The sequence below is a fragment of the Mucilaginibacter sp. P2_A4 genome, from assembly GCF_056405015.1.
The window spans coordinates 114,434-128,153 of the sequence record NZ_JBFUCX010000015.1; the positions used below are offsets into that span (position 1 = coordinate 114,434).

General features: G+C 41.4%; 9 protein-coding genes. 4 read left to right on the forward strand and 5 right to left on the reverse strand.

Annotation, left to right across the window (positions count from 1 at the left end):
* Positions 1–113: 113 nt before the first annotated feature.
* Positions 114–647, reverse strand: a complete 534-nt coding sequence (locus AC1DYB_RS24055; RefSeq protein ID WP_295719299.1) for a phage tail protein — start codon at positions 645–647, stop codon at positions 114–116.
* Positions 648–1,100: 453 nt separating this feature from the next.
* Here AC1DYB_RS24055 and AC1DYB_RS24060 point away from each other — a divergent pair, with 453 nt between their 5' ends.
* From AC1DYB_RS24060 to AC1DYB_RS24075, 4 genes are read left to right on the forward strand one after another with little or no spacing between them, the layout of a single operon-like run.
* Positions 1,101–1,697 carry a hypothetical protein gene (locus tag AC1DYB_RS24060; RefSeq protein ID WP_477438652.1) on the forward strand — a complete coding sequence of 199 codons (597 nt, stop codon included), beginning with the start codon at positions 1,101–1,103 and terminating at the stop codon, positions 1,695–1,697.
* 14 nt (positions 1,698–1,711) lie between these two features.
* Positions 1,712–2,368, forward strand: coding sequence for a hypothetical protein (locus AC1DYB_RS24065; RefSeq protein WP_477438654.1), 657 nt, complete (start codon positions 1,712–1,714; stop codon positions 2,366–2,368).
* Complete coding sequence (locus AC1DYB_RS24070; protein ID WP_477438656.1) at positions 2,335–3,123, forward strand: sensor histidine kinase; 789 nt, start codon at positions 2,335–2,337, stop codon at positions 3,121–3,123. The genes AC1DYB_RS24065 and AC1DYB_RS24070 overlap by 34 nt, the downstream gene beginning before the upstream one ends.
* A gap of 6 nt (positions 3,124–3,129) precedes the next feature.
* Complete coding sequence (locus AC1DYB_RS24075; RefSeq protein WP_295719308.1) at positions 3,130–3,783, forward strand: response regulator transcription factor; 654 nt, start codon at positions 3,130–3,132, stop codon at positions 3,781–3,783.
* A gap of 141 nt (positions 3,784–3,924) precedes the next feature.
* On the opposite strand, the gene AC1DYB_RS24080 is transcribed toward AC1DYB_RS24075, so the two are convergent.
* From AC1DYB_RS24080 to AC1DYB_RS24095, 4 genes are all read right to left on the reverse strand, one after another.
* On the reverse strand, positions 3,925–6,735 hold the full coding sequence (locus AC1DYB_RS24080; RefSeq protein ID WP_477438658.1) for an outer membrane beta-barrel family protein: 2,811 nt from the start codon (positions 6,733–6,735) through the stop codon (positions 3,925–3,927).
* Positions 6,736–6,936: 201 nt separating this feature from the next.
* Complete coding sequence (locus AC1DYB_RS24085) at positions 6,937–9,144, reverse strand: alpha-galactosidase (protein ID WP_477438660.1); 2,208 nt, start codon at positions 9,142–9,144, stop codon at positions 6,937–6,939.
* Positions 9,145–9,157: 13 nt separating this feature from the next.
* The gene (locus AC1DYB_RS24090) at positions 9,158–11,200 is read right to left on the reverse strand and encodes an alpha-galactosidase (RefSeq protein ID WP_477438662.1); all 2,043 of its coding nucleotides are present in this window, start codon (positions 11,198–11,200) and stop codon (positions 9,158–9,160) included.
* Positions 11,201–11,383: 183 nt separating this feature from the next.
* Positions 11,384–13,720, reverse strand: coding sequence for a glycoside hydrolase family 95 protein (locus AC1DYB_RS24095; RefSeq protein ID WP_477438664.1), 2,337 nt, complete (start codon positions 13,718–13,720; stop codon positions 11,384–11,386).

Here is a 13,720-nt window from a genome sequence, read left to right on the forward strand (position 1 = left end):
ACTTGGTATAGCGTTGCCCCTGCCTTATTTATGGTTAAATAAATAAGAAACAGGGGTAACACTTTATTTTTTACCCTTGCAAATTGTATATCAGCATCGGGTAGCGTTAATGATTATGGTCTTGATGGATATATGCCTTCAAGGGCAATAATGAAGTTTATGGCCAAAACAGGTTGAACTAAATTTACCGCGGTTGCACCACCAACGGTTGATACCGAACCTGGATTTAAGGTAACATCAGGTGCAACATCTGAATAAAGGTTTTTACTTTCGCCAGAAACTGAATCAATAAGGGCTGATGGGTAAAAATTAGTAGGTAAAACCTGGTTTGCACCGGTTGAATTGGCCTTAATAAGGTGTGTGTGTGCTGGCATCTGATCTGTTGAAAGTACAACAGATTCCTTACCGATTGCCTGACCCAGGTTGTACGCTGATAAATCTTTACCTTGCCCCTGCTGAATTGGAGCACGGCCACGCAAATCAGGCAAGGCAAAATTCGACATGCCATCACCGCCATAATAAGTCTGGATTATTGAAAACAATGCCTGCCATTGGCTAATTTGTAATAAACTTCCGTCGCAAAGCGCCCATCCACGCGGGGCAAAATCGCCCGCAAACATTTTGATCTCACCAATGTAAGGTTCCATAGTTAATAAAGTTTAGGTTTTAGTTAATAAGTTAAATATTTGATTTAAAATTGGTTAATTCGTCGGTAAATATATATTAATATGTGTAATATAAAATTTATTCGCTGCCGGTATTTTATAATTTAAAGTTATAAACACCAGTCTAATTATCAACACTTTATAAAAGCAATCGTCTGGTTAATTTTATTACCAATTAAGAATACTACCGCCCTTGTAAAGCATTTTTTTTACCAAAAACATAGTATTTAACAATACGTTTTAATATGTAAAAAAAATGCTACTGTGATTTTATTTGCTTTTGTATTACATTTCAAATCTCTGCTTTAATTAAAAGGCAGCACAGGGTATAATTAGCTTTTTTTAAAGGGTTTTTAAGGGTAAAAAAAGGCTTAATATAGATGTTGTGTTTCTACACATAATTGAGCACTTTCGGTAAACTCAAATAACAACATCATGATCAAAAAGATTACCCTAATTTCCCTGGCTTTTGCCACAATTGGTTTTAGCTCGTGCCAGCAAAAGCAGCAAGCCGATGTCAGCACTAATAAAATCGGCATTAACATTGATACGTTAAGTCTTCAAACGGCGCTGAGGTACGTAAAAAACTATAAAAAAAATGCCGGCACGGTTGATTCAGCCTTCTCTGATGCGCAAGCCGTGGAGAAGACCTATAAGGGATCAAACACCAGGTGCATTTGGTTTAGTGTTGATAGGCTGCAGGCTCTTGTTGATTCTATAAAAAAGGAGAAGGGCGATGGCATTCGTTTTTACCTGGCTACTTACGACAAATCTTACTCCGAAGATTTTAAGGGCGGCCATAAGCCTGAGAAACAATACTGGGGTTATAATACACTGGTAATGGTATCAACAAAACCAGACAGCACTACAGGCACTCTAATCCATCAGGATTACTATGGCAAAAAAACACAGGCGGGCCAAAATGGTGGCCAGCAAGGTTTTATTGTTGGCTCCACCCCCGAAAATCGCGGCGAACAATGCCCGCCACCGGCTACCTGTAAAGGTGCAACCCTATTGCTATTAGGCAACTAAATCAATTAAAACAAATGATGTTCATCACCATAAATACCGGGTGTGAATTTATATGCTTCCTGGCTGCTCTTATCTTTTTATTAAAAGATAAGAGTACAGCCTGGAAGCTGTTTATCCCATACCTGCTGCTAACCTGCCTTGTTGAAATGACCGGCGTATACTTGCGTAAAGTAGCACATGTGCCTAACTACGCCCTGTACAATGCTTTTTTATTGTTTGAATGCGGCGTTACAGGCTACGCGTTTTACAGTTTATATAGGCCATTTAAAAATACCGGTAAATGGCTTATTGCCTGGTATATTATTTTCACCGCCATATACGTGGCAGAGCTGGTTATGAATCATTTTAAAACATTTGTATCCATAACCGCTACCGTAATGTCGGTTGTATTTGTACTGGCAAGCCTGTATTACTACTACCTTAAACTGATGGACGAAAACTTTGAGCGGCTTGCATTTTCAGCACCGTTCTGGTGGGTAAGCGGCGCGTTATTTTTTTACTTCGGCAGTACAACCTGTAACATATTTTTCGATTATCTTTCCAGCTTAAAACCTATCAATAACCAGCTTTCCATACGGTACTATATTTTTATTTTACTAAACATAACACTATACTCTTTTTGGTCATACGCTTTTTTATGCAGATATCTTCGCAGGAAATCATCTTCCTGATAGGGCTTACATCCCTCATTTTTTTGATCGCCCCGCTTTTCCTCATTATCTATGTAGTTTCCTACAATCGCAAAAAAAAGAAACATCATGAGGAAAAGTTGCTGCTGCAAAAAACATTTGAAAATGAACTGCTTAAAACCCAGATAGAAGTACAGGAGCAAACCCTTAAAACCATCGCCTACGATTTGCACGATAACATAGGGCAGTTGTTGAGTATCACCACTATCACTTTAAGTTCTATCGATTTGGACAATAAAGATAAAACGGCCGAGAAACTGGCTTTTGTTGAAGACCTCACAATCCGATCCATCAAAGAAGTAAAAGCGCTATCGCGCCTGCTGCACGGCGAAGAACTGGTAAACCGCGGATTGGCAGCAGCTATTGAATTTGAACTGGAATGGCTACAGCGATCAGACAAATTTAAGATCAATTTTGATAAGCGAAATTTCAACACATTTAATGCCGATAGCGGAAAAGAAACCATCCTGTTCCGGCTGTTCCAGGAGATTATAAATAACATTATCCAGCATGCCAAAGCAACCGAAATATTTATAACTTTAGAGCAGATTGAAAATTCATTTAAGTTAACAATCCGCGATAACGGGAAAGGTTTTAATGTAGAAGAAACACTAAAACGCAAAAACGGGATGGGCCTGCACAACATCACCAAACGGGCGGCCATGATAAATGGCACAGCCTCCATCAACTCGGTAGCCGGAAGCGGATCTGAAATTATTGTAACCATACCCTACTAAATATTAATGTACGCTGATAAAATAGATATAGCCATTGTTGATGACCACACCCTTTTTCGCCAGGGCCTGGTAAGTTTGCTTACCGATTCGGGCAAAGTTAATGTGATCTTTGACGCCGAGAACGGCCAGGATATGATCAAAAAACTGCCACGCCAACCCCTGCCCGAAGTGATCCTGATGGATATTACCATGCCACAGATGGATGGCTATGAAAGTACCAAATGGATTAAGGAAAACCACCCTCATATAAAAGTACTGGCTTTAAGCATGTTTGAAGAAGACAAACCCATCATAGGGATGCTTAAAAGCGGTGCCGGCGGCTACATGCTTAAACAATCAAGATCATCCGATCTGCTTGATGCCATTACCAGTATTGCTAAACAATCCTATTACATTAATGATTTGGTAAGCGGCAAGCTATTACGCAACATTCAGGACAATCAGGCTATAAAAACACAGCAGGTAGAAGTAAACACAAACGAGCTGAGGTTTTTAGAGCTATGTTGCAGCGATCTTACCTACAAACAAATTGCCGATATGATGAACCTGAGTCCTCATACTATCGATAATTATCGCGAAGCCTTGTTTCAAAAATTTGGAACAAAATCAAGAACAGGATTGGTGATAGCGGCTTTGAAGCAGGATTTAATAAAGATATAGGGGAACCTTAATATCTTTACCAACCAGTCATGCCGAACTTGTTTCAGGCCCCCACAGGACAGGTGGACTTCATGCTGTACACCTTGCATGTGGGTTGCCGAAGCAAGCATGACTTTATTCTCCTGGAAAAGCTGCTCCCCCCTACTCAATAAAACTACCGTCCCCTCTTCTCTTCATCCTTTGTCCGTGGCGCATCGGCGTACCCGTCCATTTTTGAAGGTTTAGCTTGGCGCTAAACATAAAGTATCTGCTTTGTGCATTACTGAGTGTGTTGGTTACCGAGTTTTCGGTAGTAACCTGGCTAACAAAATTATTTTGTTTTAAAATATCAAACACCTGGAAAGTGAGCGTAAGGTTTCTGCGTTTAAAAAACTGCTGTTCAATATAAGCGTTAATTACCAGCGGATTACGGGTTAGATTTTTAGAAACGCCTTCAACAAAATTTTTACTTGCGCTGTATCCAAAATTAGCTGTGCGACCTTCGAGAAAGTAAAATTTACCGTCAATAGCGAGGGCTGTGGTACTAATATTGGTATTTACCGAGTGAGGCAGCGTGAAGAAGGATTTTGCTACATCGTATGATACATAAGGGTTAACTTCTATTGATTCGTTTGGATTGATCTGAGGCCCAAAACGCTCGTTAAAATGCCAGGTAGTTGTAAAGTTTTGAACGTTATTACTCATGGATATGCCATGGCCATAATTGATAGTTCCGTTTAGCGAAAGGTTATACTTCCTATCATCCAATTGTTTGGATATATTGTAGTTGCCACCAATAGTGTAGCTGCCGTTTAAATTAATATAATGGGTTTCGTTTTTTAAAGCGCCTAATGTATCAGCTATCTGCACCGTATTGGTAACTATCTGATTTTTAATAAAACTAACATTGGCATTTGCAGAAACATTAAACTTTGAATCAACAATGTAATTATTGTATTGCAGGTTGATAGAATTCCTGAATGATGGTTTCAGATTGGGGTTACCTACAACCGGGTTTTGCGGATTAGATTCATCACGCACCGGCTGAATCTGGTTAAATGTTGGTTCTTGCGGACTACCCGAATAGTTAACAGAGAACCGCTCCTGCTTTGACCATACGTACTGGAACCGCGCTATCGGGATTAAATTGAAATTATTACGGTGAGTACTTACAATACCGTCGCTAATTTTTGTACCATCCAACACGGTAGGCACAGCTGTAACACCTAATGAAACATTATACTTTTTTTGGTTTAAGCGGTAATTGAGCGCCATGCGTGTTTCTGTAAATGAGTATTTAAAAACATTGCTCAATGAATCAACCAGTGCCCGGTTCCCTAAGGAATCTATGTTATAGGTGTAAGCCTTATTATCATAACTGCGTGAATTTACCTGGGCATTAAACTCCAGTTGTGATACATCGCTTAATGGCTCAACAAAAGTAAAACTGGTTCTGAAATTATTACTCAGGTTAGTACGGCTGATGTAGCGATGAACTAATGAATCCTTTAGCACGGTACTTGTTGAATCCTGGTAATAAATAATATTATTATCCTGATCATTAACCGTCTCATTGTTTGAGCGGTTATAACTTACCTGCAGCGAAAGATTACGTTTGGGCTTTTTAAACAAATGCTGGTAAAACACAATACCACCATAAGCGGGTACTGTATTATTGCTACCGGTTAAGCCCGAAATATCCTGGTGAATTAACCCCGTTTTAAAATTCTGGGAAACATTTGATGAACTTGAACCCGAGTAACTAAAACTTGGTGTAACTTTTAAATAGTTGGCACTATCAATATTATACTCCAGCTCCAGGTTAACGTTATGGGTTTTATTGTTGTTTTGCGCGTTGTTGTTCCTGATAAAATTGGTTGTACCCCGTGTGCTAAACTGTTGCCCATCACTATGGTTTATGGAATTTACGTCTCTGAAATTATAATTATAGCTGGTATTTATCTGGATTTTTTTGGTAAGATAGTTGCGGTAACTGATGTTGGGGCCACCTGTTCTTGTAGTACCGCCACTACCGCCGCCGCCGCTTCCGGAAACGCCGTTCACGGTATTTACAAAGCTGCCTATTACACCTATCTGCTCGTTCCCATTCAGGCGCTGAAAAAAAAGGCGGTTATCATAACGTTCATCACTGCCAGCACCTGCATTTAAACGGCCCACATTCCCTACAGATCTATCGGGCCTGGTGGTAATGTTGAGCACTTTTTGAGGGTCGCCATCTTTAATGCCCGTACGGGCGGCCTGGTCGCCGTAATCATCAATGATCTGTATCTTTTCCACAATATCGGCTGGCAGGTTTTTAATGGCCTGCGCCACGTCGCCGCCTATATAATCTTTGCCATTCAACCTCGCTTTTACAACAGCCTGCCCCTGGTGTGTTACCGTACCGTCTTTGGCAACTTCAACACCTTCCATTTTTTTTATCAGCTCATCAACTGTGGCATTTGGGCGCACTTTATAGTCGCTGGCGCGATACTCTACTGTATCTGTTTTATAAGAAATGCTCGGGCCACCGTTCACAACTACCTCCCCCAGCATATGTGATTGCTGTTTTAAAACAAAGGGATCAAGGGACAAACTGCGCGATTCATCATTATTCAGCATCTTCCTGATAATAGGTTGATAACCAATACTGGTAACTGTTATCACAAACGTAGCCGATTTAATTTTCCTGAATGCAAACTTACCAGTCGGGCCGGTACTGGTAACCGCGCTATCTGTAGCCGATACCAGTTTTACAGTTGCTCCTTCCATCTTTTTATCAGCGGTATCCTTAACAACGCCTATAACTTCCCTGAAAGGTAATGGACCTTTTTGCTCCTTTGATCTCCGCTGCTGAAAATTATCATTATTGCCATTATTACCGTTGTTTCCATTCCCGCCTCCCCGGCGGCCCTGGGCATAGGTTATACTGACAGATACAATCATCAATAACAGAAGTAAAGGCTTTTTCATAGTAAGGCAGCTATTGCAATTGTTTAGGCAGTCTTGGTTCTACAGTTATCAGTTTTAGCCAAAAGATGAATAAATATCCTTTTGACTGTAAACTAACTACTTTAGACTGTATGCTTGACAGTAATTAAACTAAGGGGCTAAAATACAAAGGCTGCAACAGTTTATTTTAAACTGTTGCAGCCTTGTTACATAACAACCTTGTTACTTAACTTCGTCGAGCTGCAAAACAACACTTGTTCTGCCGGCGTTAACATCAGGGTTGATGCCAACGGTCATTAAAAAATCGCCGGTAAGCGTCAAATCATTACCTATAGTTGAATTGGTGCCGGGATAAAGATTGATCTCTTTAACCTGGTATTTTTTCTGCGGATCGAGGCCTTTTAAACGGACAGGCACTTTGGTACCCGCATTATAACGGTTATTAACCAAATAGTTAAATACTACGGCTTTTGATTTGGCATCATTTACATACATAATAGATGCGGCATCATTATCCCAGGGGCTTTGAAGGCGGTATTGGTCGCCGTGCCAGATGGCTTCTTTCAGGTAATCATAATTTTTGAGTGCACCATGAACATATGAAAGATCCTGCTCGCTTAGTTTACTTACCACAATGTCGAAACCTAATTTACCCATCATAGCCACATCTGTACGGAATTTTAATGGCTGTTTGCCCCAATCTGTTACGTGGTTTGAGCTGGTGATAGCCGGGTAGAAGAACGAGTACTCCCATTGGATAAAAACACGCTCCAGCGGTTCGGTATTATCGCTTGGCCAAAACTCGGTAAAGTATTTAAGCGCACCATAATCAACACGACCGCCGCCACCAGAACATAGCATTAAAGGAACCTTTGGATACTTCGCCCTTACGCGTTCAAGTACCTTATATAGCCCCCGTACGTAGTCAATATATAAATGCGACTGATCTTTTTTCAAATAAGCCGAATACGCGTTATAGATCACCGCGTTACAATCCCATTTAATATAAGCCAGATCTGGATTTTTGGTAAACAAGTTATCAACTATCCCATAAACAAAATCCTGCACCTGCGGATTGGAAAGATCCAATACCAGCTGGTTACGGAAATATTTTTCGGGGCGGTTGGGTTGTTTAATTACCCAATCAGGGTGTTTGGTATACAATTCACTGGCTGGGTTAACCATTTCCGGTTCAATCCAGATACCAAATTTCACGCCATCTGCCTGCGCTTCTTTAACCAGCGAACTGATGCCGTTTGGCAGCTTCAGTTTATTTTCCTGCCAATCCCCAAGCCCGGCAACATCACCGTTACGGGGGAATTTGTTACCAAACCAGCCATCATCCAGCAAAAACAATTCGACACCTAATTTTTTGGTATCTTTTAATAATTGAGCCAGTTTGGTTTCGTTAAAATCAAAATAAGTTGATTCCCAGTTGTTCAGCAGGGTAAGTCTTTCGCCTTCGCCATCAACAATTTTATATTTGCGGGCCCAGCGTTGTAATTTACGGCTGGCATCCCCCTTGCCATGGTTTGAATAGGTATAAACCAGTGCCGGAGTAGTAAATTCTTCGGCAGGTTTAAGGTGATATTCTGATGCGGCATTGTTTATACCAGCAATCACCCTCAAATTATTAGAAACATCCAATTCCAGATCGATCTTAAAATTACCCGACCATTCCAGCGCACCAAGCATTACTTTACCTTCATCCTCGGTAGCAGGTTTATCCATAGATACCATAAACATGGATGGCTCATATAAATTGGCACGGGTGCCCAATTTACTATCGATGGTTTTAATACCGTGAGTCAATTTTGCTTCTTCGGGCTGCATTTCAGAAGCCCAGTTGCCATGATATTGTTTCAGCCAAAAGCCATCACCCTTTAAGTTTAAATTTGCAGAAGCAAATTTATTAAGCGTTACAGTGCCCTTTTCGCCATGTTTTATAACCGACCATTGTTCAGTTACATCTTCCTTAAAATAGGTTTTATAGTACAGGGTAACTTCAAAAGGATAAGCAGTATCTTTCAGTTTTACGGTTAATAAGCTGACATCTTCATCAATTTTAGTAACGGCGTGGCTTACATAAACCAGGTTAAGTGATTTATTGCCATCGGCATGTGTAACCGTTATAGCAGGCTCGGCAAGGCTTGCCGAACCGGATGGCATATAAGCATCATTAAGAACGCCCGAATCATCAGCCTGATGATACATTTTCAGGATCTGTTCGTACTCTTTGGCATTACTCAATTTTGTACCGAAATAAACCATTTTAAGGTTTTTCTCGGCATCGGTTTGCAATACCAGCGCGTTATTTTGTGTTTCTACAGGGATAGTTACCGTTTGAGCGAAACTTGCTGTCGCTGCAGATAACAAACTTGCCAGCGTAAAGCAAACAGGTACCAGGAATGTTTTTTGTGTTCTTCTCACTTTATGATTTTGGTTATTTTTTGATCTCAAATTTATACAATGCCGCGTCGCTTCCGCCCAGCTTAAAGCTTGTTTTTGGGTTTATGGTATTGCCTTGCAGCAGTTCATGAACTTCATATGATGCGGTTGGGTTTAATCCTAAACGTTTGTTATCAAAAGCAAACGTTTTGGGTTTATTGCCATAATTAAACAAGGCAATATAGATACAATTCCCGATTTTTTGGGTAAACATTTCAGAGGCATTTTCACCGGTATTGCCTTCAACTGGTTTAAAAGTTTTACCATTTTTTATCACCGTTAATATTTCGGAATTTTGATACCATGCAATGGCCCTTGCGCTCCACTGCCCATGTACCGAAAAATCATCACCTGTAATAAACGTACCGGTTATCATTGCCGATAACATCCGCGCGCGGTTAGTACCTTCACTTTCTGTTGCTAATACCACATGATCTGCATCAACGTAATTGTACAAATAGGTTTGCCACCAGCCATAGCTTACACTATTTAATGTGTATTGGGTGTTATCGATACTTTTAAAAGCATCGCAGGCAATTCTGCGGGTATGCACATATCTTCCTGTAGCCAGTGTGGGTGATATAGCGGCGTAGATAAGCATCTGGTCGCCGAGTTTATTGATGAGGTATTCCATCCCTTTGCGGTAAGCCTGCATGCCGGTAGTTACCGTGGGATCATAAAAATGGGTTGATTCGGCAGTGGCATGGCCCAGGAAATCAATCTTGATCATTTTAAAGCCGCATTCCTTTAGTTTGCCAATAACCAGGTCGATGTGTTGCAGCGTACCTGGGTGCGTAGGGTCAACAGCTCTGGCGCCATCAATTTCATGAAAACCTTTACCAACTTTTGTCCAGGTTTCTCCATAAGTATAATTTGATCCGGCTACTTTTCTGTTGGGACCATCTTTCCAGCCCCAGTCTGTAAACGGCGCCCAGTATACTCCGGGCTGCAGCCCTTTGCTTTTACAGTAATCGGCAAACTCTTTTAGCTTACTGTAATCGCCTTCCAAACCGCCTTTCAACATAAAATCCCAATAGGAATCAAGATCGATAAAAGCCGTGTTGCCTGTACGGAACGCCGACAGGCTATCAGCAAAAAAGTCGGCTACTTTGGTGGCCTTTTCATAGTTCAGTTTTTCCTGCATTACGCCCCAGCTATTCCAGCCCACGGGTGTTGGATTTGTCCAGTTAAAAACAACAGGGGGTTCGGCAATGCGGTTGGCTTTGGCATATTCTTCCATACCTGTACGCCAATCATCAAAGTAGCCTACAAAAATCTTAGGCGATTTTACAACATCACCTTTAACGTCGCCGTGATCTATGTGATCGCGGGTTACATTTACATCGGTATAGCCGCTCCAAACCAGCAATCTGTTGCCGCTATCATTTTTTGATGTACTACGAATACCTGTTTTCCATATTTCGTGCTCAATGGAGCCGGCAATGTAACCATTGCGCGAAGTGTTATCATATACGGCACCAACTTCGGCGCTGGTATTGCTGAACGGAGCCTTAAACTCCTTTGCATTATAGCGAATAAAAGTATCGTTATCAAAAGGAACAAAGATGCTGCGGACGTCGCCGGTAACAACTGGTATATTGCCCGAAAAAGGCATGATGGAATTGCTGCTCAGGCTTTTTCCTGACAATACTATCTGTGTAAGGAAAAACTCTTTCCCGGGATAGGTATAAAACACCTGCTCAATTTTAGCAAGGTTGTTTCCGGTTATGGTTATTACATGCTTTTCGCCTTTACCAAAGCCATCATTGATAACGGTGGTAGTATATTTTCGCGACAGAGCATCGGTAGTAGAAACCGCTACATCCTTTATTTTAAAGGTTGAGCTGATATTGGAGAATATTGCCGCTTTGCCATGATAAACATTGTAATTGCCGGTTTTAAGGTCATAAACAATGGTATTGCCTTTGCCATAAGGCATGGTTATGGTTGTGGTTTGCTTATGGATGGATGCCTGCGTGATAACGGGCAACACAATCGTCAATAAAAAAGCTGTAATTAGCTTATAAAGTATCTTCATTAATTCCTTTTAAGAGACCGTTTAAATTTTATTAATAACTCTTTTATACTTCATTCACACGTCATTGCGAGGCACGAAGCAATCTCTACATTGGCAAGTCGGCCATGTTATAGCCGCTCTGTATAGCAAAGAGATTGCTTCGTACCTCGCAATGACGAGCTGTTTGTTAAAACAGATAAAGCCTTAAACCTTCACTGCCATTACTTCCTTCATTATTCCGTTAACCTTTATTTTCACCTTGTGTGGTGTGGTTGATGTAACCCGGTAGCTGATTACTTTACCATCTTTCCATTTAAAATCAACTGTAAAATTACCGCGTGCCCGTAAGCCTTTTACTTCACCTGATGCTTTCCAGCTATCGGGTATGGCAGGGATGAGGTTGATATAACCTTCATGGCTTTGGATAAGCATTTCGGCAATGCCAGCAGTTGTACCCAAATTACCATCTATCTGGAAGGGCGGCCCTGCAGATAAAAGGTTTGGATAAATACCACCACCTGCACCATAGTTGATGCCAGTACTTGTGGTTGGTTTCATAATTTCGGTAAAGAGTTTATAGGCCCGGTTACCATCATGTAATCTCGCCCAGAACAATAACTTATAAGCGATGGACCAGCTTGGACCATCGTCGCCGCGTACGTTAAGGGTTTTCTTTGCGGCTTCTGCCAGTTCAGGTGTGCCATCTGCCGTGATCTCCGATGCCGGATAGATACCGTACAGATGGGAAATATGCCTGTGCTGTGGTTCGGTCTCTTTATAATCTTCCAGCCATTCCTGGATACGGCCATCTTTACTGATGATACCTGCAGGCGGAATTTCTTTAAGCCTTTTTTTCAGCTGGGCGCGAAAATCTGCGTCAACACCCAAAGTTTCTGATGCAGTAATTACATTGGTAAACAGCTCGCGCATGATCTGGTTATCAAAGGTGGCGCCAATGCAGATACTCGCATGCTGGCCGCTGCCGTCGGACATCATAAAACTATTTTCGGGAGATGAGGATGGCGCGGTAACCATATAACCGCTTTTAGGATCTTTAACCAGGATGCTGTTATAAAACTGGGCCGATCCTTTTAAAATTGGATATACGCTTTTCAAAAAGTTTTTATCGTTGGTAAAAGCATAATGATCCCAAATATTGCTGCATAACCAGCCCGAACCTCCTTTGGTTACGCCCCATGAGGCGCTTTCGCCGGGTTCTGTCCATCCCCAAACGTTGGTAATTACGTGGGCCACCCAGCCATCGGCATTATAATAAGCTTTTGCAGTGCGCTCGCCATTTTTAACCATGCCGCGCACCAACTCAACCAATGGCAGGTTTAATTCTGATAAATTGGAAACCTCTACTGGGAAGTGGTTCATCTGCACATTTACATCCAGGTGGTAATCACCATTCCAGGGAGTATGTACTTCATTGGCCCACAAACCCTGCAAATTGGGTGGTAATAAACCAATGCGTGTGCTGCAAATACTTAAATACCTGCCAAACTGGTAAAATAAAACTGGCAGGCCTTTATCATCCGCAGGTGCTTTGTGAAAGCTAATCAGCCGATGATCGGTAGTTTCGGTTGAATTACCTTCGCCTAAATTGATGCTTACCCTGTTAAACAGTTTTTGAAATTTGGCTATATGCTGCTGTTTTTGCAATGCATAACTCGTTTTCATGGCGGCGGCTAAATGCTGCTCCATTTTTGCTTTAAAGGCAGGATCTTTAAAATCAGTAGTTGCAGAAATATAAATGATCACCTCGGTAGCATTTTTTACTACAAGGCTGTTTGCTGTATGGGTTAAAGTACCGCCAATAAGCTTTGTTTTAACGTTGGCAATGTATTGCATGCCGTTACCATCAGTACCATTATCCAATCTACCTGCCATTTGCAGGGTGTTGCCATCGGTTGTTGTAACTGATCTTTCCGAGCGATTGATACCAATACTAAAATTTAGCTGACCAGGTTTATCGGCCGTTAAGCGGATCATATCCACATCATCGCCGAAACTGGTAAAGTACTCACGCTTGTAAGTAACGCCATTAACGGTATAAGTACTTTTAGCTATGGCATTATCAAGGGAAAGTTCCCTTTCATAGTTGGTAAATTTTGAAGCATCGGCGCCTTTATAATCAAACTCCAGGTTTAAATTACCCAGGGTTTGAAAACAACCCCATTGCTTACCGCCCGAACCGGGACCTTTACAAACAAAATCCTTATCTATCAAAGCCTGCGCTTCTACATTTTTACCTGCTAATAAAAGCTCCTTTATTTGTGGTAGCTTTTTATAGGCATCGTAGTTATTGGCATCCTGCGGGGAGCCGGACCATAAGGTAATATCATTTAGTACAATATTTTCTTTAGCAACTCCTCCATCCGGCATCATCCCAAGGCGACCGTTGCCCAATGCAAGCGTTTCTTCCCATCTGGACGCTGGCTTATCGTAATGCAAAGTAAGCGGCTTTTGCTGTGCAAAAGTGATGGTTGATATTAATAAGAACGCTGTTGCGCCCGGTATAATAAATTTTAAATTCAT

Excerpts from the sequence above, each read along its gene's own strand:
- AC1DYB_RS24055 (WP_295719299.1), bottom strand. The coding sequence starts at position 647 with ATGGAACCTTACATTGGTGAGATCAAAATGTTTGCGGGCGATTTTGCC.
- AC1DYB_RS24060 (WP_477438652.1), top strand. The coding sequence starts at position 1,101 with ATGATCAAAAAGATTACCCTAATTTCCCTGGCTTTTGCCACAATTGGT.
- AC1DYB_RS24065 (WP_477438654.1), top strand. The coding sequence starts at position 1,712 with ATGATGTTCATCACCATAAATACCGGGTGTGAATTTATATGCTTCCTG.
- AC1DYB_RS24070 (WP_477438656.1), top strand. The coding sequence starts at position 2,335 with ATGCAGATATCTTCGCAGGAAATCATCTTCCTGATAGGGCTTACATCC.
- AC1DYB_RS24075 (WP_295719308.1), top strand. The coding sequence starts at position 3,130 with ATGTACGCTGATAAAATAGATATAGCCATTGTTGATGACCACACCCTT.
- AC1DYB_RS24080 (WP_477438658.1), bottom strand. The coding sequence starts at position 6,735 with ATGAAAAAGCCTTTACTTCTGTTATTGATGATTGTATCTGTCAGTATA.
- AC1DYB_RS24090 (WP_477438662.1), bottom strand. The coding sequence starts at position 11,200 with ATGAAGATACTTTATAAGCTAATTACAGCTTTTTTATTGACGATTGTG.
- AC1DYB_RS24095 (WP_477438664.1), bottom strand. The coding sequence starts at position 13,720 with ATGAATTTAAAATTTATTATACCGGGCGCAACAGCGTTCTTATTAATA.